The sequence below is a fragment of the Erwinia sp. MYb416 genome, from assembly GCF_037479575.1.
GTDB lineage: Bacteria > Pseudomonadota > Gammaproteobacteria > Enterobacterales > Enterobacteriaceae > Erwinia > Erwinia rhapontici.
In genome coordinates, this window is record NZ_JBBGYT010000438.1 from 904803 (window position 1) to 925482 (window position 20680).

General features: G+C 53.2%; 20 protein-coding genes and 1 pseudogene. 10 read left to right on the top strand and 11 right to left on the bottom strand.

Features of this window, described 5'->3' with window-relative positions; translation table 11 throughout:
• The first annotated feature begins 278 nt into the window (after positions 1-278).
• Positions 279-1898 (top strand): bifunctional glucose-1-phosphatase/inositol phosphatase, encoded by a 1620-nt coding sequence (agp, locus tag WH277_RS13765; RefSeq protein ID WP_339505799.1) that lies wholly within the window; start codon positions 279-281, stop codon positions 1896-1898.
• Positions 1899-2031: 133 nt separating this feature from the next.
• On the opposite strand, the gene WH277_RS13770 is transcribed toward agp, so the two are convergent.
• Entirely contained in the window at positions 2032-3405 is a 1374-nt protein-coding gene (locus tag WH277_RS13770; protein ID WP_133840979.1) for an NAD-dependent succinate-semialdehyde dehydrogenase, read from the bottom strand.
• 168 nt (positions 3406-3573) lie between these two features.
• On the bottom strand, positions 3574-3804 hold the full coding sequence (locus tag WH277_RS13775; RefSeq protein WP_133840978.1) for a YccJ family protein: 231 nt from the start codon (positions 3802-3804) through the stop codon (positions 3574-3576).
• A gap of 331 nt (positions 3805-4135) precedes the next feature.
• Here WH277_RS13775 and WH277_RS13780 point away from each other — a divergent pair, with 331 nt between their 5' ends.
• Entirely contained in the window at positions 4136-4324 is a 189-nt protein-coding gene (locus tag WH277_RS13780; protein ID WP_133840977.1) for a general stress protein, read from the top strand.
• A gap of 118 nt (positions 4325-4442) precedes the next feature.
• Positions 4443-5348 (top strand): DMT family transporter, encoded by a 906-nt coding sequence (locus WH277_RS13785; protein ID WP_339505800.1) that lies wholly within the window; start codon positions 4443-4445, stop codon positions 5346-5348.
• 120 nt (positions 5349-5468) lie between these two features.
• On the opposite strand, the gene rutG is transcribed toward WH277_RS13785, so the two are convergent.
• From rutG to rutA, 6 genes are read right to left on the bottom strand one after another with little or no spacing between them, the layout of a single operon-like run.
• Positions 5469-6797, bottom strand: coding sequence for a pyrimidine utilization transport protein G (rutG, locus tag WH277_RS13790; protein ID WP_133840975.1), 1329 nt, complete (start codon positions 6795-6797; stop codon positions 5469-5471).
• Positions 6798-6848: 51 nt separating this feature from the next.
• A complete protein-coding gene (gene rutF / locus WH277_RS13795) occupies positions 6849-7382 on the bottom strand; it encodes an NADH-dependent FMN reductase RutF (RefSeq protein WP_133840974.1) in 534 nt (177 codons plus the stop codon).
• Positions 7367-8191 (bottom strand): pyrimidine utilization protein D, encoded by an 825-nt coding sequence (rutD, locus tag WH277_RS13800; RefSeq protein WP_133840973.1) that lies wholly within the window; start codon positions 8189-8191, stop codon positions 7367-7369. The genes rutF and rutD overlap by 16 nt, the downstream gene beginning before the upstream one ends.
• 10 nt (positions 8192-8201) lie before the next feature.
• On the bottom strand, positions 8202-8588 hold the full coding sequence (gene rutC, locus WH277_RS13805) for a pyrimidine utilization protein C (RefSeq protein WP_133840972.1): 387 nt from the start codon (positions 8586-8588) through the stop codon (positions 8202-8204).
• 28 nt (positions 8589-8616) lie between these two features.
• On the bottom strand, positions 8617-9363 hold the full coding sequence (rutB, locus tag WH277_RS13810) for a pyrimidine utilization protein B (protein ID WP_167864350.1): 747 nt from the start codon (positions 9361-9363) through the stop codon (positions 8617-8619).
• The gene (gene rutA, locus WH277_RS13815; RefSeq protein ID WP_133840970.1) at positions 9363-10454 is read right to left on the bottom strand and encodes a pyrimidine utilization protein A; all 1092 of its coding nucleotides are present in this window, start codon (positions 10452-10454) and stop codon (positions 9363-9365) included. Before rutA ends, rutB begins: the two co-directional genes overlap by 1 nt.
• Positions 10455-10753: 299 nt before the next feature.
• On the opposite strand from rutA, the gene rutR reads away from it, so the two are divergent.
• Together rutR and WH277_RS13825 are read left to right on the top strand one after the other, a co-directional pair.
• The gene (gene rutR, locus WH277_RS13820; protein ID WP_133840969.1) at positions 10754-11419 is read left to right on the top strand and encodes an HTH-type transcriptional regulator RutR; all 666 of its coding nucleotides are present in this window, start codon (positions 10754-10756) and stop codon (positions 11417-11419) included.
• 25 nt (positions 11420-11444) lie between these two features.
• Positions 11445-12425, top strand: a complete 981-nt coding sequence (locus WH277_RS13825; protein WP_133840968.1) for a metal-dependent hydrolase — start codon at positions 11445-11447, stop codon at positions 12423-12425.
• A gap of 35 nt (positions 12426-12460) precedes the next feature.
• On the opposite strand, the gene cycA is transcribed toward WH277_RS13825, so the two are convergent.
• Positions 12461-13855 carry a D-serine/D-alanine/glycine transporter gene (gene cycA / locus WH277_RS13830; RefSeq protein WP_133840967.1) on the bottom strand — a complete coding sequence of 465 codons (1395 nt, stop codon included), beginning with the start codon at positions 13853-13855 and terminating at the stop codon, positions 12461-12463.
• Positions 13856-14057: 202 nt separating this feature from the next.
• Here cycA and WH277_RS13835 point away from each other — a divergent pair, with 202 nt between their 5' ends.
• The 3 genes from WH277_RS13835 to WH277_RS13845 all read left to right on the top strand — a co-directional run bounded on the left by WH277_RS13835 (position 14058) and on the right by WH277_RS13845 (position 16999).
• The gene (locus WH277_RS13835) at positions 14058-14756 is read left to right on the top strand and encodes an extensin-like domain-containing protein (RefSeq protein WP_238337049.1); all 699 of its coding nucleotides are present in this window, start codon (positions 14058-14060) and stop codon (positions 14754-14756) included.
• A 764-nt stretch (positions 14757-15520) separates the two neighbouring features.
• Positions 15521-16243 carry a transcriptional regulator SdiA gene (gene sdiA / locus WH277_RS13840; protein WP_133840965.1) on the top strand — a complete coding sequence of 241 codons (723 nt, stop codon included), beginning with the start codon at positions 15521-15523 and terminating at the stop codon, positions 16241-16243.
• 129 nt (positions 16244-16372) lie between these two features.
• On the top strand, positions 16373-16999 hold the full coding sequence (locus tag WH277_RS13845; protein ID WP_133840964.1) for an autoinducer synthase: 627 nt from the start codon (positions 16373-16375) through the stop codon (positions 16997-16999).
• 5 nt (positions 17000-17004) lie between these two features.
• On the opposite strand, the pseudogene WH277_RS13850 reads toward WH277_RS13845, so the two are convergent.
• Both WH277_RS13850 and WH277_RS13855 read right to left on the bottom strand, forming a co-directional pair.
• Positions 17005-17343 (bottom strand): annotated as a pseudogene (locus tag WH277_RS13850) (GlpM family protein).
• 87 nt (positions 17344-17430) lie between these two features.
• On the bottom strand, positions 17431-17655 hold the full coding sequence (locus tag WH277_RS13855) for a DUF2594 family protein (protein ID WP_133840962.1): 225 nt from the start codon (positions 17653-17655) through the stop codon (positions 17431-17433).
• A gap of 479 nt (positions 17656-18134) precedes the next feature.
• Here WH277_RS13855 and uvrY point away from each other — a divergent pair, with 479 nt between their 5' ends.
• Positions 18135-18794 (top strand): UvrY/SirA/GacA family response regulator transcription factor, encoded by a 660-nt coding sequence (gene uvrY, locus WH277_RS13860; protein ID WP_133840961.1) that lies wholly within the window; start codon positions 18135-18137, stop codon positions 18792-18794.
• Positions 18787-20619, top strand: coding sequence for an excinuclease ABC subunit UvrC (uvrC, locus tag WH277_RS13865; protein ID WP_133840960.1), 1833 nt, complete (start codon positions 18787-18789; stop codon positions 20617-20619). Before uvrY ends, uvrC begins: the two co-directional genes overlap by 8 nt.
• Positions 20620-20680 lie beyond the last annotated feature (61 nt).

Sequence of the window (20680 nt, forward strand, 5' to 3'; positions counted from 1 at the left end):
ACGAACACCCTTCTGTTTTCCCCGGCTTCCTGTTATTTTCTTCACGGGTGGGCGATTAGATCATTCCTAAAAACATCTTGTTTCTTTTCAAACTCCTGAAGCCACTAAACCGCCGGGTGCAGAGTCTGCTATATTCTCACTATTCATCTTTCTATGAGCATCTGGCTTGTACTCTGGAGAGCGGTTGTGGTGAGTCAGTGCCGATGCGCTGATTTATTTCTGCGCTGCATGTTAGGCCAGCCAGCCAGTTTACCCCTTTGAATCAATGGAATACACACATGATCAACAAGTATAGTCTTTGTGCGTTAGCCGTTTGCTCCGCACTTTCCGGGGTTCCTGCCTGGGCTGCTGATAGTGATTACCAGCTGGAACAAGTGCTGATGATGAGCCGCCACAATCTGCGTGCTCCCTTAGCGGATAACGGCAGCGTACTGGCACAGGCGACAAAAAAAGCCTGGCCGAAGTGGGATGTAGCGGGTGGACAGCTGACCACCAAAGGCGGCGTGCTGGAAGTGTATATGGGGCGCTATACCCGTGAATGGCTGGCACAGCAGGGCTTGGTAAAAGACGGTGAGTGTCCGGCACCTGATGACGTCTATGCTTATGCAAACAGCCTGCAACGCACCGTTGCTACCGCCCAGTTCTTCGTGGCGGGGGCTTTCCCTGGCTGTGATGTTGCCGTTTCTCATCAGGATGAGATGGGATCGATGGACCCGGTGTTTAATCCGGTGATCACCAACGGCAGTGAAGATTTTAACAAACAGGCGCTGACCGCGATTAACGGCGAAGGCGAGAAGCTGGCATTGAAACCCGCTTTCCAGCGTCTGGAAAAAATCATCGACTATAAAAATTCACCTGCCTGTGACGGTAAAAAGCAGTGTGATCTTTCCAGCGATAACCAGAACAAATTCAGTGCCGATAACGGTAAAGAACCGAATGTGTCTGGCCCGCTGAAGGTGGGGAACTCACTGGTTGATGCCTTCACCCTACAATATTACGAAGGCTTCCCGATGGAGCAGGTCGCCTGGGGGCAGATCAAAACGCCTGAGCAGTGGAAAGAACTGGCGGCGATCAAAAATGGTTATCAGGACACGCTGTTCACCTCTCCGATTGTCGCACGTGAAGTGGCTGCCCCGCTGGTGGACTACATCCGCAGCTTGCTGGTCGATCAGGATCAAGCCACTGCGCCTAAAGTAACCTTAATGGTTGGCCATGATTCGAATATCGCGTCACTGCTGACAGCCCTTGATTTCAAACCTTATGATCTGCCAGGACAAAACGAGCAAACGCCGATTGGCGGTATGGTGCAGTTCCAGCGCTGGCATGATAAGAAAAATGACCGTGAGTTGGTGAAGGTGGAATACGTCTACCAGACGTCCAGCCAGCTGCGTGATGCGGAAGCTCTGTCCCTGGATAACCCACCGAAGCGTGTCACTCTGCAAATGGCTGGTTGTCCGACCGATGCTAACGGTTTCTGTTCATGGGATCAGTTCACTCAGGTTCTGAACAAGTCGTTGCAGGGAACGCCGTTACAGGTGGCTGAACAGGCACCGACTGCTGCGCCAGCTACCCCGGCGACCAACCCGGCTGACGAAAACGCCGTCGTCAATAAGACACTGGCGGACAAAGCGGCCGCAGACCAGGCCGCAGCGGATAAAGCGGCTCAGGCCAAAGCCTCTGCGGAGAAAGCGGCTGCTGATAAAGCCGCTGCAGATAAAGCAGCGAAAGAGAAAGCCGCTGCAGATAAGGCCGCCGCTGAACAGGCCGCAAAAGATAAAGCGGCAGCAGACAAAGCCTCCGCAGACAAAGCGGCTGCCGATAAAGCCGCAGTGGATAAAGCGAAAGCGGACAAAGCAAAAGCAGAAAGCGCGCCAGACGCGAAACCTGCAGCTAACTGATCTGGGGGGAGGCATTGACGTCTCCCCACGTTCAGAGATGAAAAGGGGCGACCTGGTTAACAGGTCGCCCCTTTTTTAATGGCGATATTTTGATGCGGGGCCGCGCAAAAACACCACGACTCCCGACACATCCTTAATCCTTACTGATCACAACCAGTTTCTGGTTCACAAACTCTTTAATGCCGAGGTCGGAAAGTTCACGACCATATCCTGACCGTTTCACGCCCCCGAAGGGCAGTTCTGCCGCGGTATTGCTCGACGAGTTGATGTACACCATCCCGGTTTCAATCCGCGAAGCCAGTGCTTTGCCACGGGCGATATCTTTCGTGAACACGGCGCCACCCAGTCCGTAGTGCGAATCATTGGCCAGTTTCACCACGTCATCGTCATTTTTCACCACATAGATCTGAGCCACCGGTCCGAAGAACTCTTCAAAGTACGCCGGATTGTCGCGTGTGATGCCGGTCAGGATGGTGGGCTGATAGAAACAGCCGTCACCCGGTACGGGCGCACCACCGAGCAGCACGTTAGCGCCTTTCTCTTTCGCCTGCTGAACCTGCTTATGCAGACGATCGCGTGCCTCAGCGGAGGAGAGTGGGCCGAGAGTGGTGCTGGCATCAAGGGGATCGCCAATTTTCACCGCCTTAAATGCCTCGGTCATTTTTTCCAGGAAGCGATCGGCCACCTTCTCATGCACCAGGAAGCGTTTGGCGGCGGTACACACCTGGCCGCAGTTGCTCAGGCGGGCACCAACACCGGCCTTCACGGCTTTCTCCAGGTCGCTGTCGTCCAGTACCACAAAAACATCGTTGCCGCCCAGTTCGAGCGTGGTCTTTTTCAGATATTTCCCCGCCTGCTGTGCCACTGCGCTGCCTGCACGCTCGGAACCGGTGAGAGCGGCACCCTGCACACGGTCATCAGCGATCAGCGCTGCCACCTGATCGTTACTGGCGAAGATATTGGTCCACGCCCCCGCTGGCGCACCGGCTTCGGTCACCAGAGCCTCGAATAACACGGCACAGTGCGGAACATTTTGCGCATGTTTTGCCAGTACCGGGTTTCCGGCAGCGAGGTTAGGCGCCAGCACACGCATTAGCTGATAAAACGGGAAGTTCCAGGGCTCAACGGCCACCAGAACGCCAATCGGATGGTTCTCTACCCAGGCCTCGCCAAGTTCACTGGGGTAGGGCGTTGGCGCAAGAAAACGCCCGGCATTCTCGGCATAGTAGCGGGCAATCTGTGCACAGAGTTGCACTTCACCGCGACTTTGCTCAATCAGTTTTCCCATCTCAATACTGGCCGCTTCGGCCAGTTCGTCAACACGGCTATCAATCAAATCTGCCAGTTTTTTCAGCACCTGCACTCGGGGCTGGAGATCGCCTTTGGACCAGTCAGAGTGATACAGCGCATCGGCGGTGGCCAGCGCCTGTTCAATCTGGCTGTCGCTATGGTCAGGCCAGGACTTGATCAGCTTATTACTTGCGGGATTAATCGTCTGGTACGGCATTACGCCTCCTTTGGATAGTGTCAGTAATCAGCCGGGTTCTGGCTGTCAGTATGTCAACCCAGCATTAAGCGTAGACGACATGACGGCAGGTTGGTGGGTTCTCAGAGGAGTCTCAGTTGCAAAATGTAAGCGTTGAAACGGCGGGCGCAGATACCCGCCGATGGGGTATCAGACGTTCCTGCGCTCAACCACCTTATTATCCCAGGTGAGCACATCTGCACCGGTCTTATCAAAGGCGCGCAGCAGGACCTCATCGCTACCCTGTTGCTGCCAGATAGCTTCGGCCAGACGCTCATCGTAATTAGCGACCTCAAAGATAGCTTCGGCGATTTCGGGTGACGTTCCGCGCAGACTTGCCCATTCGCCAACGTGATGCGCTTTCGATTGTTGTGTTGCCATAACGCTCTCCTGTGGTTGATGTTGTCCGTTCAATGCCTGATTCGTCAGTATAGAAGAGTGCGCGTTGCCTGCTCGTGGTGCAATCAATGTTTGCTTAAAAAAACAGCGCGTTCACATTTTTTGCCACAATGCATTAATAAAAATTAAGGGGATAAATCAGTGCATTCGGGGCTATCTGGCACAGGAAATGGCGAGTCAGCGATGCATCCTTAGTTGAATACACTATGCTTAACAACGCGGCAGGCCAGCGTTTGCCGCCATTGTTGCCGGGAAACGCCAGCTGAGCACGGGCACAATGCAGTATGATGTCTTAACTATTCGGAGGTAAGAAATGGCAGAACATCGTGGTGGATCTGGCAATTTCGCTGAAGACCGTCAAAGAGCATCAGAAGCCGGACGTAAAGGCGGCAAGGTCAGCGGGGGGAATTTTAAGAATGATCCTCAGCGCGCCTCTCTGGCAGGAGAAAAAGGTGGCCGCAACAGTCGCGGGAGCAAAAGTAAGACCGATGACGGTAACTAAGCAGCCATGCCGCCCGCCGCCGGGTTCTCCGGCGGCATAAACATCCCCCCATTTTCAACGCTTGACCCCCCGCAGCGAACGCAGCACACTGACGCCAAATTTCCAGCAGAGTGCGCCAATGTCCGGTTTTTTATCACGTTATAAATTTGCAGTGAACCCCCAGGAAGGGGTGCTGATCCTGATCACGATGGTCTGGGGCGGCACCTTCCTCGCCGTGCATCATGCCATGACGGTCAGCGGCCCCTTCTTTTTTATCGGCGTGCGCTTTGCTACAGCGGCCGTGTTGCTCGGGCTGATTTCATGGCGGGTTCTGCGGGGTGTCACCTGGTATGAGGTGAAAGCGGGGGCGCTGATTGGTCTGGCGATTGGCCTTGGCTATGGTTTGCAAACCTACGGCATGCAGACGATTACCAGCAGCAAATCAGCGTTTATCACGGCGCTCTATGTGCCGCTGGTGCCGCTGTTACAGTGGGTTTTTCTTGGCAGAATGCCCGGGCTGATGTCGTGGGTGGGTATCGTGCTGGCTTTTGGCGGTCTGCTGCTGTTGGCGGGGCCGGAAAGCGGTGAGATGGCGTTCAACGCCGGAGAGATTGCCACGTTGTTGAGCACGCTGGCCATCGCGGCGGAGATCATCCTGATCAGCGCCAGTGCAGGAAACGTCAATGTGCAGCGAGTCACCGTGATCCAGCTGGCGGCGGCTTCCCTTTTTGGCTTTGTGATGATGGTTCCGAATGGTGAGTCGGTGCCGCCGTTCAATCCTTATCTTCTCTACAGCGCCATCGGACTGGGCATCGCCAGCGCACTGATCCAGGTGACGATGAACTGGGCGCAGCGCAGCGTGTCGCCAACGCGAGCCACGGTCATCTATGCGGGTGAGCCGGTTTGGGCCGGGATTGTCGGGCGTATTGCCGGGGAGCGATTGCCGGCTATCGCCCTGCTGGGCGGGGCACTGATCGTACTGGGCGTGCTGATCAGTGAGCTGAAACTGAAACGGAGAAAAGCTGCCCCTGAAAAGCCTGCGTAAAACGGATGGCATGCCTCATCTCTACGAGATGAATGAAGTGTTCAGCTGTGGATGGGACATGTGGACCGAATTGTTTCGTAGGGGTCGGGCATGCCCGACCCGCACATTCGTACAGAGGGATTAATGATCCTGACGCACTACACTACTGCCGCTGAGTGCGGCGGCGCGTTTATGGCTGAGTAGGGCGTTCAGTAAAATCGCCCCAAACGTTGCCGTACCGATCCCTCCGAGCGTAAAGCTGCCGATTTTTAGTGCGAAATCTCCCGCACCCAGTACCAGTGTCACGGCAACCATAATCAGATTACCATTCTGGCTGAGATCGACATTGTTCTGTACCCAAATGCGAGCACCGGCTACCGCAATCAAACCAAACACAACGATTGATGCGCCGCCAATAACAGGCCCCGGGATGGTATGAATCAGAGCGCCAAATTTGGGTGAGAAGCCCAGTACCATGGCAATCAGAGCCGCGGCGACAAAGACCAGCGTGGAGTAAACTTTCGTCACCGCCATCACGCCGATATTTTCCGCGTAAGTGGTGACGCCGCTGCCGCCAACGCCGCCGGATAACATCGTTGCCACCCCGTCACCGACAAATGCCCGGCCCATATAAGGGTCAAGATTGCGTCCGGTCATACCGGCTACGGCCTTGATATGTCCGAGGTTCTCGGCCACAAGAATGACCGCCACCGGCGCAATCATCACCATGGCCTGAGTACTGAACGTCGGGCTGGTGATCAGCGGCATGCCAAACCAGGGGGCATTCGCCAGCAGGCTGAAGTCGACGGGTTTCCCTAATCCAAAGCCGTTGGTCAGCAGCGCATAGATTGCCCAAGCGACAATCAGCCCAACGAGGATCAGCAGGCGCTGCACCATGCCGCGGGTGAATACCGCGACCACGCCGATACACAACACGGTCATGACTGCCATCCAGCTATCGAACATCGAGGCTGAAACGCCGCGCACGGCAATCGGTGCCAGGTTCAGACCAATCGCCATGACAACGGCACCCGTCACCACGGGCGGCATCAATTTTTCTATCCAGCGGGTGCCTGCTTTCATCACCACAAAACCGATCAGGGTGTAAACCAGACCGCAGGCAATGATGCCACCCAGCGCTACGCTGAGGTTCGGGTTCAGTCCCTGACCGCTAAAGCCCGTCACGGCGATCACCACGCCCACAAACGCCGCGCTGGAGCCCAGATAACTGGGTACGCGGCCTCCGGTGATCAGGAAGAACAGCAACGTACCCACGCCCGACATCAGGATCGACAGGTTCGGGTCCAGCCCCATCAGCAAAGGCATCAGCACGGTGGCACCAAACATGGCGACCGCGTGCTGCAGGCCCATCACTACCGTTTGCCCGAGGGGCAGTGTTTCATCAGGCGCGACAATACCGGTTGTCGACGCTGTCGTTTTCGACCATTGAGGGAACCAGGAACCTGCCATCGTTATCTCCAGAGTGTGAGCACTGCATTGACCGGCGAGTAAAGCCCGGGATCAGAAACTACGTTGTGGTAACGGGTGGTAGCCACGATCGAAATAGATCAGGCCATGATTGCTGTCGCTGAACACCAGTGCCTGTGCCTCGCACACTAAAATATCGTGGGTGCCGACGCTCATCACCTGTGTCACCAGACAGTCAAACGACACCAGTGCGCCGCTGAGGATCGGCGATCCGGTGACCTGCGTTGACCAGTCAGCGGCGATAAATCGCTCGGCCATCGGCGTTTTACCGCCAAACAGGTTAGATAGCGCTTCATGACCGGACGCCAGCGTATTCACGCAAAGCTGTCTGTTTTCTCTGAAGGTCTCATACACCGATGCGGAACGGTTCAGGCACACCAGCAGCGTCGGTGGCGTGTCGGTGACGCTACACACCGCCGAGGCAGTAAATCCGGCACGTCCGGCAGGACCATCGGTGGTGATAATATTGACGGCGGCACCCAGGCGTGCCATCGCATCGCGGAATTGTTGCTTTTCCACGCCGGTGACAGGCGGGGTGGGTGCCAGGGTATTCAAGGTTTCTGCCATAGTGGCTCCATATCAGCGGTATTCGCGGCCAGGCTGTCATCTTGCAGCCAGCCCATCAGCAGGTGATTAAAGGTGGAAGCGTCGGTGACACTCATAGCGTGGCCACCCCAGTTCATGCGTTGCAGGGTGGCGTGCGGCAATGCTGCCAGCAGTTGTTCGGAACAGGTCCATGGCACCAGCAGGTCGTCGCGTGAACAGAGCAACAGCACGGGCTGGGTAATCTGTGCGGCATGAGAACTGTAGTCGCAGGCCATCAGCGCATGCAGGCGCTTGAGCAAGTTATCCATACCCTGAAAATGCGCCGTATGCAGCGTATCTTCAGCTTCAATACGTGCCTGATGTTCCGACAGCCAGTCAGCGGGATAAAGAAACAGTGGCTGGGCACGAACATAAGCCTCGACCCCGACATTAAGCAGCAGATCCTGGCGTACGCGGAAACAGCGACGGGTGTGTGCATCCAGTTGTAACCAGCCGTTAACCAGCACCAGCCGCGACACACGTTCGGGGTAGTCGAGTGCCAACTGTAGGGCAACCATGCCACCGAGCGCATGGCCAACTATATCGAACTGCATAATATTGTGCTGTTCCAGCAGCATCGCCAGCTCACTGGCCATCTGCGACATACTGTAGCCTTCAGGCAGCGTATCCGGACTTTTTCCGGTGCCGCGCTGGTCGTAAACCACCACGCGAAATGCCGCGCGTAGCGCATTCATTTGCGGCAACCAGAAACTCCCCAGTCCGCCCAGTCCGGCAGATAACACTACGGTTCTGGCCCCGGGTTCATCGCGACCTGACAGCTCAATATGCATGAGTCACTCCTTATTTACCGATATGCGCCACGCTGGCGATTTCAATCAGCGCATCGGGTTTCACCAGTCCGCACTGAATGCAGAAGCGGGCGGGCTTTTCGCCGGGAAAATAGTCTGCGTACACCGCGTTCACGGCAGCGTAGTTACTCCAGTCGGTAATAAAAATGGAGTTAAATGTCACGTCATCCATTGTGCCGCCTGCGGTTTCAATCACGCTCTTAATCGTTTCCAGCACGTGGCGGGTTTGCGCGGCGGCATCTCCCACGTGAACCACATTATTGTCTTTATCGAACGGCAGCGTGCCGGAGACATACACCACGCCATCGGCCAGCGTTCCCGGAACAAAAGGGGCGATCGGTACGCTGGTGCCTGGTGGGGTAATAATCGTTTTTGGCATTGTTTTTTTCTCCGTTTAAATGCAGGTGTCAGGCTGTCTGGGCTGCAGTGGCTGGTTCCGTTTGTAATGCCGAGCAGAAACTGCCGACGTCAGACACCCAACCAAAGAAGGTTTCAATATTGAACAGGGCGGCCTGCTGGGCAAACAGTGGGCCTGCCTGATAGGTGGCGTCCTCAAGGACGATGCCGAAGTATTCAAGGAAGAAACCGTCACGCAGGGTGGACTCCACGCATACGTTGGTGGCAATGCCGGTAAACACTAAATGACGGATGCCCCGACTGCGCAGCATGCTGTCGAGTGCAGTATTAAAGAAGCCGCTATAGCGCGGTTTAGGCAGTACGATATCGCCCGGCTGCGGTGTTAGCTGATCGACCAGCTCATAATCCCAGCCACCCTTTGCCAGCAACGTGCCCTGCAGTTCCGGGTTCTGGCGCATGGTTTTCAGCGCATTCGATTTATGCCAGTTCGGTGAACCGGGTCCGCCGGCTTCGACGTACTGATCGTCCCAGCCATTCTGGAACCAAATCACCTGGATCCCAGCCTGACGGGCAGCCTTGACCGCCACATTGATCTGATCGATGACCGGGCGAGTGGCCGACACGTCAAACCCGGCGAGATCGAGATAGCCGCCTGTGGTGGCATAAGCATTCTGCATATCCACGACGATCAGCGCCGTTTGCTCCGGTGGGAAGACAATCGCTTCCGGGCGCGCGGGCAGGGTGATAGCGTCCAGGGTGGATGCGGTAGTGCACACAACAGCAGGTTTGTTATTCATTATGCCACCTCCTGTGCAGCATCAATCACATCGATACGGCACTGCATCAGCGGCTGGATACGCTCGCCAAAGTTCTCAATACCTTGCAGGAAGTCATCGAAGGTCAGCAGCACGCCGTGGGTGCCTTCCACCGTGGCAACGTCGTCGAGCATCCGCGCCACGTTGGCATAGGAGCCGACGAGGGTGCCCATATTGATATTCACGGCGGAAGTCGGGTCGGCCATCTGGCGTACGTTGGTGTCGCTGCCGGATCGTTTGTCCTGCTGGCTTTGGGTGGTCAGCCACGACAGCGCCTCTTCATCGGCACCGGCTTTGTAATGTTCCCATTTGGCGCGTGCGGCCTCATCGGTTTCATCAGCGATGATCATAAACAGCACATAGGAGCCGACATCGCGGCCTTGTGCATCGGCTGCGCTTTTCATTCGTGCCGCCGTCGGGGCGAAAGCGGTTGGCGTATTCACACCCTTACCAAAACAGAAGTTGTAGTCGGCGTGTTTGGCTGAAAATTCCATGCCTGCGTCGCTCTGTCCTGCGCAGATGACCTTCATCGGTTTCTGCGGTTGCGGGCTGAGGCGGCAGTCATTCATGGTAAAGAACTCGCCTTTCAGGTCGGACTTACCGTTGCCCCACAGATCGCGCAGGACGCTGACATATTCAGTCAGATAGTCGTAACGGCGTGAGAAGTATTCATCACCCGGCCACAGGCCCATTTGATCGTATTCGGGTTTCTGCCACCCGGTCACCAGGTTGACGCCAAAGCGGCCATTAGAGATGGAGTCGATGGTTGACGCCATGCGGGCCACAATCGCCGGAGGCAAGGTTAGGGTGGCGGCGGTGGCATAGATTTCAATGCGCGAGGTGACGGCGGCCAGGCCTGCCATCAGGGTAAAGGACTCGAGGTTATGGTCCCAGAATTCGGTTTTGCCACCGAAGCCGCGCAGTTTGATCATAGAGAGCGCAAAATCGAAGTGATAATGCTCTGCCTTCTGCACAATCGCTTTGTTCAGTTCAAAGGTCGGCATGTATTGCGGCGCGTTTTGAGAAATTAACCAGCCGTTGTTACCGATCGGGATAAAAACACCAATTTTAATGTGACATCCTCTGCTTGAGTGAAAGAGTGAATCCCGGCGCTGCGATGCATCCTGCAGTTTCCTTTGAAGCGGCGCTGTGAATCAAATTGCAAAGGCTGTGCCAGTTTGAAAATTGTTATTTAAAACAGTGAGTTGTTTTTTGTTTGTAAAACTCTGGTGGAATGAGTGGTCCATTTCAGACCATTTGGTAAAAAAGGTTGCACAAAAAGCAGGCGAGGATGGTCAATTAGAGTGCATGCCTAAGGGACAGCGCTAATTAGGTATGCGTCAGCTGTTTTGCTATTATCCCCGCAACCCACATGGATCATGGAGTCACGGTGAATTCTACTGATAAGTTACCGGCTAAAGCCCCGACGCGTCGTTCGCGCGCGGTGGCTGCAAAGCGTTCCGCTATTCTCTCTGCGGCGCTGGAGTTTTTCTCACAGTTCGGCATTCATGGCACCAGCCTGGATAAGGTAGCCGAACGTGCAGATGTATCGAAAACCAATCTGCTTTACTACTTCCCCTCTAAAGAAGAACTTTATATTGCTGTGCTGAAGGACCTGCTGGATGTCTGGCTGGCACCGCTGCGCGCGCTGCGCCACGATCAGCATCCTCTGGAGGCAATACGCGATTACATTCGTCTTAAGCTGGAGGTTTCACGCGATCACCCTCAGGCTTCACGTCTGTTCTGCATGGAGATGCTGCAAGGCGCACCGTTACTTAAAGCCGAACTGGCGGGGGATTTGCGTCATCTGGTTGAAGATAAGGCGGCCATCATAGAAACCTGGGTTTTGCAGGGAAAACTGGCCGCTGTTCAGCCTGATCATCTGATCTTTATGTTGTGGGCCACGACCCAGCACTATGCTGACTTCGCCACCCAGGTGGAGGCGATAACCGGGCAGACGCTGAATGATGAGCATTTCTTCAACCAGACGGTCGAAAATGTGCAGCGTATGGTGATTGAAGGTATCCGCGTACGCTAAGAGCCGTGATTAACAGGGAGCGATGATGGATTCCGTTTCACAATTGGTATTGGGCGCATCGGTCGCTGTTGCCGTGATGGGGCGTAAAGCCCCGGTATGGCAGGCGGCTGCCGTGGGGGCGGTTTGTGGTACGCTGCCCGATCTGGATGTCTTTATTGATCACGGCGATGCCATCCGCAATATGACTCTGCACCGCACTGAGAGCCATGCGTTGTTCTGGCTGACGCTGGCGTCGCCGCTGCTTGCCGGGTTGTGCAGCCGTCTGTGTCGCCAGCCGCAGGCTTTCGGACGCTGGTGGGCGGCAGTGTGGCTGGCGCTGATTACTCATCCTCTTCTTGACCTGACCACTATATATGGCACGCAGTTAGCGCTGCCTTTCACCGATCGTCCTTTTGCCATCGGCAGCATGTTTATTATCGATCCGCTATATACTCTGCCCTTGCTGGCCGGGCTGATAGCGGCACTGGTATGGCGACACCGTCACGGGCGGCGCTGGAATACGCTGGGCTTAAGTCTGAGCTGCCTGTATCTCGTCTGGAGCATGGTGGCGCAGGCATGGGTCACTCACGAGGTGAAGCAACAGCTGGTTCAGCAGCACGTCAGCGCAGAGCGACTGCTGGTGACGCCCACGGCATTTAACACAGTACAGTGGCGTGTGGTGGTGATGTCGGCTGATGATTATCAGGAAGGATTTTGGTCGTTATTGAGCCCGGATAAGCCGCTGGCGCTTACCCCTCATGACAACGGCAGTGCACTGTATCAACAGTACAGCAGTAACTGGTATGTTCAGCGCGTGGTCTGGTTCAGTCGTGGTTTTTATGCGATGAAGCGGGTGGGGGATCATATTACGATCACTGACCTGCGGATGGGGGAAGAACCCAATTACAACTTTACCTTTGATCTCGGCCCTGAGCCATTACAAGACGGGCCATTTAAACCGGAACGCTTGCCGGTTCAGCGCCCTCCACTGGGGCAGGCGCTGCATAAACTGTGGTCACGATTCTGATGCAGCAGGCAAGGTTGACCTGGCCTGCTTGTTTATCAGGCAGATTTACGCTGACGCAGGAACCATCCCACCGCCAGAATGATAAACCACAGTGGCGTGACCATCAGCGCCTGACGGGTATCCTCTTGCAGCGTTAACAGCACCAGCACAAAGGCAAAGAAGGCCATACACACCCAGCACATAAATTTGCCCAATGGCATTCTATAGCTGGATGTCGCGTGGCGTTCCGGATGCTTCTTGCGGTAGGCCAGATAAGAGCAAAGGATAATCGTCCAGACAAACATAAACAGAATGGCAGATACCGTCGTGACCAGCGTGAACACCGTCATCACATTGGGGATCAGGTAAATCAGCGCGACGCCGCCCAGCAAACACAGGCAGGAGAAGAACAGACCTGTGGTCGGCACCGAACGGCGTGACAGCAACCCAAAGCGGCGATGTGCCACACCCTGCTGAGCCAGACCGTAAAGCATGCGGCTGGTCGAGAAGATGCCGCTGTTAGCCGATGAGGCCGCGGAGGTCAGTACCACAAAGTTCACGATGCTCGCCGCTGCCGGTAAACCAATCAGCATAAACATTTCAACAAACGGGCTACGATCGGCCACCACCTGATCCCACGGCGTCACCGCCATAATCACCATCAGCGACAAAACGTAGAACATAATGATGCGTAAAGGGATGGCGTTAATGGCGCGTGGCAGGACGGTCTTAGGGTCATGCGTTTCTGCCGCCGCAGTACCGACCAGTTCGATACCCACAAAAGCAAACACCGCAATCTGGAAGCCGGCGAAGAAACCACTCAATCCTTTCGGGAACATCCCGCCGTGATCCCAGATGTTGCTCAGGGAAGCGGTACCGCCACCCGGTGACGGATAATGCATCGCGACCAGCACAATGCCGGTGGCAATCAGCGCAACAATGGCGACGATTTTAATAATCGCAAACCAGAACTCCATCTCGCCGAACAGTTTCACCGTCGCAATATTGAGCGACAGGAAAACGACGATGCACAGCAGGGCGCTCATCCAGATAGAGAAGTCCGGGAACCAGAGCTGGAAATAGGAACTGATGGCCACGACATCGGCAATCCCGGTGACCACCCAACAGAACCAGTACGTCCAGCCGGTGAAATAGCCTGCCCACGGACCCAGCAGGTCGGCGGCGAAGTCGCTGAAGGATTTGTACTCAAGATTAGAGAGCAGCAGCTCGCCCATCGCGCGCATGACAAAGAACAGCATAAAACCGATGATCATATAAACGAAAATGATCGACGGCCCGGCAAGGCTGATCGTTTTTCCAGATCCCATAAACAGACCGGTGCCGATAGCACCGCCGATGGCGATCAGCTGAATATGGCGATTGTGCAGATTGCGCTGGAGCTGGTCCGCTCCTTTTTCAGAGGCAGCAGCCTCTTTTGATTGATCAACCATTAATGGGTTTCCTGTCCTGTGGTAATGATATGAAAGCTCTGATGGCTTTTCGTATGTCTGATGTTGTTGAGGTTAGTGCGATCAAGAGCTTAACGTAAAATCCCGGTCGATAAAGCAAAATTGCAGCTAAACTACGATAACGAAGCGTCATATGCTTAAAAACCCGGCATCACTTCTTTGTGCCAGGGTAAAAGGAGGGGAGTTGAAGCGATTCATCACGTTGGTTGCTGTTCTCCTCGCCGGAGGATGGCTGTGTTCGCTGCTGTTACGTGTTTTACCCCCCGCCTGGGATCCCTTTGCGCCATTGTCGGTCACCGATGCACCGACGCTGGTTACACGTTATAAACTGAAGAGACTGGCTGCCAACCCGGAGGCCTGTTTCGCGGTGCTGCAACAGGCTCGAACACAGGGATATCTGAGCTACACCCGACCAGGCACACAGCAGGGACGTTGTCCGTTGGTTGACCCGGTCAGAATAACGGGCTTTGGCGATGTGACCCTCAGCAGCACCTTCCTCAGCAGCTGCACGCTGGCGGTCAGCAGCACGATGCTGGTCACTCAAACGCTCAAACCCATGGCTACTCGTGAGCTGGGGTCGCCACTAACGCGCATTGATCACCTCGGTAGCTACGCCTGTCGTAATATTTATCACCGTGCAGAAGGTCGCTTAAGTGAGCACGCCACGGCTGACGCCTGGGACCTCAGCGGTTTTCGTTTACAAAACGGCCAACGCATCAGTGTACTGAGTCACTGGAGAGGCGGAGATGATCGCAGCCGATGGTTGCACCTCGTCTTTGCCCGTAGCTGCCATCTGTTTGGTAATGCCTTAGGACCGGAATATAACGCGGCACATGCCAATCATTTTCATCTCGGTATGCGCGGTTTTGGTTTGTGCCGCTGAAAGCGCGTGGAGATGGCTGATACCTGCGGACTATAAATGAGACAACGAGTGATGAGCAATATTGATATAGCGCGATGCAATTAATGATGCATAAAGTCGATGCATTTGTAGGGCATGCACTCATGCTGCTTGTTTCAGGAGGCAGGTATTCGCAGAGACGTATTTTCGCATAACAATACGCAGCAGAACTTAAAACGAAAAGATGATGATGCAAATTGTACATATTGCCGTTAACCCCATGTGATAACTGTGGGATTGTCTGCTGTTGCTACATAGTCATTAACCTATTGCGTGAAAGCCAAATGGTAACAGGAGGGAGGTAATTGATAATTATATCAATAAGTTTTGACTTTTTGTCGGACGAGTCACATTTTTTTTACTGAAAAAAAGCCCTGAAACACTGTAAAACTATTGTGCGTAAACGCCATGACAAAAGGGGCAAAATTATTGAATCTTTATAGGAAAAATCCTATTCTAACCCCTGTGGTGAGTGGTGCGATAAATCGATGTATCTCGTTGGCGACACTGAGAACAAAATGTGACATAGGTTATTATCGGTCTGGTGTCCATTTTTTGGGCTTATTTTCCTGGTGATTTTTATGCCCAAACAGATCAATACCTGAACGTTGTAAACTGTTTTTTGTTCAGAAATATCACTCTGGACAATTAAAATTTTTACTCGATTTCATTCATTTTTTTACTGCCATATTCACAATGACAATTATAATCAGGGCGGGGATTTTCCCTGTCGGACTGAGGCATTAATGACATCTGAGAACTATTTCAGTTGGCGAAACAGGATGCAATTGGCTTTTGGTACGGGAAGCAACACCGCTCATATTACCAGGATAATTGAGCAACAGGCGGGGGAGCTGGAATTCGATTTTTATGCTCTTTTTATTCGTCATCCCGTTCCTTTTACCCGGCCAAAAACTTTTTTTTACAGTAATTATCCGCAGAAGTGGATTGAGTATTATTTGCATGAAGACTTAGTACAGCGCGATCCTGTGATGAAGAAGTGCCGTTCACCGGGAGCGATGTGGTTGTGGGGAGGCGATCTGCTCCCCGAGGAGCAGTGCGTTCTGCAAGCTGCCAGAGAACATGGTATTTATCACGGTATTTCTTGTTCCGTGATGGCGAAAAACAGATCCGTAGGTATATTATCGCTGTCGTCTGCCAATCCTTCTAAAATGATAGCGTTAACGACAGAACTTGAACTTAAACTCCAGTATATTTCGGAGCTGTCAATGGCTGCATTGATCGAAATGGATGATATTTCGATGCTGGCAACGAAACTGGAATTAAGTGAAAGAGAACTCGAAATTCTCAAATGGACCGCAGAGGGAAAAACATCGGCAGAAATATCACTGATCCTCTCTATCTCAGAGAATACCGTTAATTTTCACCAAAAAAACATGCAAAAACGATTTAATGCACCAAACAAAACGCAAATTGCCTCTTATGCCGCAGCAATCGGTTTAATCTGAAAGAGGATGCAACTACCAAATTTGGTAGTTTCGAATTGCCACCCGGTTGTCTACCCTGCGCCCAGGGTAACAACCCTGCCCGAACCGTCAGGAGCGGCGCTCACGAGGGAATGCGACAGGGGATCATGAATGAAGATTATCCAGACCAAGCTGAAGGACATGCCGTCATCTTTACTGGCAGAATTAGGAAGTTATCGTTACAGCGTCTTTGCCAGAGGTGAAGGTTGGTCGATTCCGTCTCGTCTTAGTACCCCGGGCCAGGAGTACGATCGCTTCGATCGTTCCGATGTGATCTGGTTGATTGCCTGGACTGCGCAGTTTGGTATCTGTGGTTGTGCGCGTTTAATGGCATGGCAGGATCCGGACAGCAACCGTTCAGCCGCAGGTGCTGAAAATAGTAACAATGAGAGTGATATCGTCTGGGAAATGTCACGTTTCTCTGCCCGGCTTGAAATTGATGCGGAGTTGCCGCTGAACATTTTATGGCATGCGGTGCAGTTGGCGGGACAATCGGGCATTCAGTATCTCTACAGTGCGGCAACGCCGATGCTGGAGCAGATGTTTGAACAGCATCAGGTGAACTATGATCCGCTCACACCAGGGATCATTCAGTCAGAAGACAACCTGTTTGCGGTCAAAATCCCGATTGCTCAGCCGAATCTGGCTGAAAAGTTCCATGGCGCACGTCGCTTCCGGCCTGAAGAAGTGCTGCCTACACTTGGGGTATCTGTTAGCTGGGGGCCACGCGGGCGCTAAGTTTATTATCCATGCCATTTCGACCACAGCGTGATCAGCACCCACGCTGCTACGCCCCAGCATAATACGGCTGCCAGCAGTGCCAGTGGCAGCCGCATCATCGTAATAAAATACCAAAGTGCCAGCAGATAGATAAAGTAGGGCAGAATCGCCCACATGCCAAAGACGATGGTGGTTCGCAGCGCCTCGATGCCCCGCTCACTGGCCACAATATAGTGGGCTATCAGTGCGAAGGTGGGAAACAGCGGAATGAGACCGGCAAGATAGTAATGACGGGTTCTCTATAACAGGCCGATTAACACCACGACCGCAGCACCCAGTATTGCTTTGAAAAGTAAGCCCATTGCTTTGTTCTGTCAGTTAAAACACTACGGTGTGACAAAACCAATAAAAAAGCAACGGGCGTTTAACGCGGCGGGAAGGCGGGTGTATTACTGACGATAAGCGTGTTTGATCTGCTTGACCGTATTGCTGAACACTTCTGCCTGCTGCTGATCTTCCAGCGCGGCGATGTAGCGTTCCATATTGATGATGACTTTACCGGCATCTGCCTGACCCATACCTTTCAGCATCAGTGTGACAAGTGCTTTCATGCACGTCACTTCGTTAGCTAATGCCTGCACTTCTTCGCTGGTTGAAAAGTCAGTCTCGCTCATGATTTCTCCCGATAGTCTTTGAAAAAACAGTGCTTCCGGTTAGTTTACCAGGCACGTAAAGTGTTCGAAAGTATATCATATAATGGCATGAAGAAAGCAGTGAGTCGGTTAAGATTAATGATAAAACAATCGGTTGTGCGTTAGTGTTATGTCACGTTGTAGAAAGTGCTAAAATTTAGGAAAATATTGACTTTATTTTTAAATGAAAAATAGCATTTTTTATACAACTTATTGTAAATTATAATTTATTTTATTATGGTGCTGGCGGATGAGATTTTTTTCGACCTAAAAGATTAACGTTTACAAGTTACACCTTTGCATTATTGAAGAATTTACGTGCTATTTAGCCTCTACAGATAAATTAGATTTGGTATAAAGTTCGACATTATTTCTGTTCTAACAGCCGTGAAAAAGTAGTAACATCATCGGCCTGCAAATGTTTTTTTCGCCACCTGCCTTAGCCGCTTAAGGAGCATCGTTTGATAAGCGTTTTTCTTGTTGATGACCACGAGCTGGTTCGCGCAGGTATTCGTCGCATCCTGGAGGATGTCAAAGGTATCCAGGTTGTTGGAGAAGCGAACTGCGGTGAAGATGCGGTAAAATGGTGTCGTGCTAACAGTGCTGATGTGGTGCTGATGGACATGAATATGCCAGGTATTGGCGGACTTGAAGCGACGCGCAAGATTATCCGTTACACGCCAGACTGCAAAATTATCATGTTAACGATTCATACCGAAAACCCGTTGCCAGCAAAAGTGATGCAGGCGGGGGCTTCTGGTTATCTCAGCAAAGGGGCAGCGCCGCAGGAAGTGATCAGCGCGATTCGCTCTGTCAACTCGGGGCAGCGCTATATTGCCTCCGATATTGCGCAACAGATGGCACTGAGCCAAATCGAACCGCAAAAAGCGGAATCGCCGTTCAACAGTTTGTCGGAACGCGAGTTGCAGATTATGCTGATGATTACTAAGGGCCAGAAAGTGACGGAAATCTCCGAACAACTCAATCTGAGTCCTAAAACTGTTAACAGCTATCGTTACCGCATGTTCAGCAAACTGAATATCAGTGGGGACGTGGAGTTAACGCATCTGGCCATCCGTCATGGCCTGTACAGCGCGGAGCCGTTAATCAGTAGTGAATGATCAGTTTGATGCAAAGTATTTCCTGAAAACCGTCACCAGCCAGCCCGGCGTTTACCGGATGTATGATGCTGCGAGTACGGTTATCTACGTTGGCAAAGCGAAAGATCTCAAAAAACGGCTCTCCAGCTATTTTCGCGGAAACCTCGCCAGTCGTAAGACGGAAGCGCTGGTGGCGCTGATTTGCCAGATAGACGTGACGGTGACCCATACGGAAACCGAAGCGCTGCTGCTGGAACATAACTACATCAAACTTTACCAGCCGCGCTACAACGTGCTGCTGCGTGACGATAAATCCTATCCCTACATCTTTCTGAGCGCGGATGCCCATCCGCGCCTGGCAAGCCATCGCGGTGCCAAGCATGCGAAAGGGGAATACTTCGGTCCTTTCCCTAACGGCTATGCGGTACGAGAGACGTTATCGCTGTTGCAAAAAATTTTCCCGGTACGCCAGTGTGAAAATAGCGTGTATCGCAACCGCTCACGTCCGTGTCTGCAATACCAGATTGGTCGTTGCCTTGGGCCTTGCGTGAAGGGGCTGGTGACGGAAGAGGAGTATGCGCGCCAGATCGACTATGTGCGCTTGTTCCTTTCGGGTAAAGACGATCAGGTCCTGAATCAGCTAGTTGCACGCATGGAACATGCCAGCCAGGAAATGCGCTTTGAAGAGGCCGCCCGTCTGCGCGATCAGATACAGGCGGTGCGCCGCGTCACGGAAAAACAGTTTGTCTCCAATCAGGGGGACGATCTGGATGTCATCGGTGTTGCGTTCGACTCTGGAATGGCCTGTCTGCACGTATTGTTTATCCGTCAGGGTAAGGTGTTGGGCAGCCGAAGTTATTTCCCGAAAGTGCCCAGTGGCACAGAACTGGCTGAAGTTGTGCAGACATTTGTGGGGCAATTCTATTTGCAGGGTAGCCAGGCACGCACGTTACCCGCTGATATTCTGCTGGATTTCCAGTTACCGGAAAAAGAGCTGCTGGCGGACTCGCTGACAGAGCTTGCCGGAAGGCGTATTGCCATCCAGAGCAAACCCCGGGGCGACCGCGCCCGTTACCTGAAGCTTGCCCGCACCAATGCGGCTACCGCGCTGGTGACGCGTCTGGCACAGCATTCCACTATACACCAACGGCTAACGGCTCTTGCCGACACCCTGAAGTTACCGGCTATTCGTCGTATGGAATGTTTTGATATCAGCCACACGATGGGGGAGCAGACGGTCGCCTCCTGTGTGGTTTTTGATGCCAACGGGCCACTGCGCAGCGAATATCGTCGCTATAACATCACGGGCATCACCCCCGGTGATGACTATGCGGCCATGAACCAGGTGCTGCGTCGCCGTTATGGCAAGGCCATTGAAGAGAGCAAAATTCCTGACGTAATTCTGATCGATGGTGGCAAAGGCCAGCTTTCACAGGCGAAAGACGTTTTCGCTGAACTGGATGTGACCTGGGATAAACATCATCCTCTGTTGCTGGGGGTGGCAAAAGGCACCGATCGTAAAGCCGGGCTGGAAACGCTGTTCCTTGAACCGGAAGGGGAGGGATTTGCTTTGCCGCCAGACTCTCCGGCGTTACATGTTATCCAGCATATTCGTGATGACTCTCACAATCATGCAATAACAGGCCATCGTAATAAACGGGCTAAAGTGAAGAACACCAGTGCGCTGGAAACCATTGAAGGGATCGGTCCAAAACGGCGCCAGATGCTGCTCAAGTACATGGGAGGCCTGCAACCGTTGATCAATGCCTCTATGGAAGAAATCGCCAGTATCCCTGGAATTTCACATGCGCTGGCTGAAAAAATCTTCTATGCGCTGAAACACTAAGCATTGCAACACCCGTAGCAATGTAGGAACATAGGGACAAATTCTACTCTGTCCAAACAGT

Coding starts and splice junctions, on each gene's coding strand:
- agp (WP_339505799.1), top strand. CDS start 279: ATGATCAACAAGTATAGTCTTTGTGCGTTAGCCGTTTGCTCCGCACTT.
- WH277_RS13770 (WP_133840979.1), bottom strand. CDS start 3,405: ATGCCGTACCAGACGATTAATCCCGCAAGTAATAAGCTGATCAAGTCC.
- WH277_RS13775 (WP_133840978.1), bottom strand. CDS start 3,804: ATGGCAACACAACAATCGAAAGCGCATCACGTTGGCGAATGGGCAAGT.
- WH277_RS13780 (WP_133840977.1), top strand. CDS start 4,136: ATGGCAGAACATCGTGGTGGATCTGGCAATTTCGCTGAAGACCGTCAA.
- WH277_RS13785 (WP_339505800.1), top strand. CDS start 4,443: ATGTCCGGTTTTTTATCACGTTATAAATTTGCAGTGAACCCCCAGGAA.
- rutG (WP_133840975.1), bottom strand. CDS start 6,797: ATGGCAGGTTCCTGGTTCCCTCAATGGTCGAAAACGACAGCGTCGACA.
- rutF (WP_133840974.1), bottom strand. CDS start 7,382: ATGGCAGAAACCTTGAATACCCTGGCACCCACCCCGCCTGTCACCGGC.
- rutD (WP_133840973.1), bottom strand. CDS start 8,191: ATGCATATTGAGCTGTCAGGTCGCGATGAACCCGGGGCCAGAACCGTA.
- rutC (WP_133840972.1), bottom strand. CDS start 8,588: ATGCCAAAAACGATTATTACCCCACCAGGCACCAGCGTACCGATCGCC.
- rutB (WP_167864350.1), bottom strand. CDS start 9,363: ATGAATAACAAACCTGCTGTTGTGTGCACTACCGCATCCACCCTGGAC.
- rutR (WP_133840969.1), top strand. CDS start 10,754: ATGGATCATGGAGTCACGGTGAATTCTACTGATAAGTTACCGGCTAAA.
- WH277_RS13825 (WP_133840968.1), top strand. CDS start 11,445: ATGGATTCCGTTTCACAATTGGTATTGGGCGCATCGGTCGCTGTTGCC.
- cycA (WP_133840967.1), bottom strand. CDS start 13,855: ATGGTTGATCAATCAAAAGAGGCTGCTGCCTCTGAAAAAGGAGCGGAC.
- sdiA (WP_133840965.1), top strand. CDS start 15,521: ATGACATCTGAGAACTATTTCAGTTGGCGAAACAGGATGCAATTGGCT.
- WH277_RS13845 (WP_133840964.1), top strand. CDS start 16,373: ATGAAGATTATCCAGACCAAGCTGAAGGACATGCCGTCATCTTTACTG.
- WH277_RS13855 (WP_133840962.1), bottom strand. CDS start 17,655: ATGAGCGAGACTGACTTTTCAACCAGCGAAGAAGTGCAGGCATTAGCT.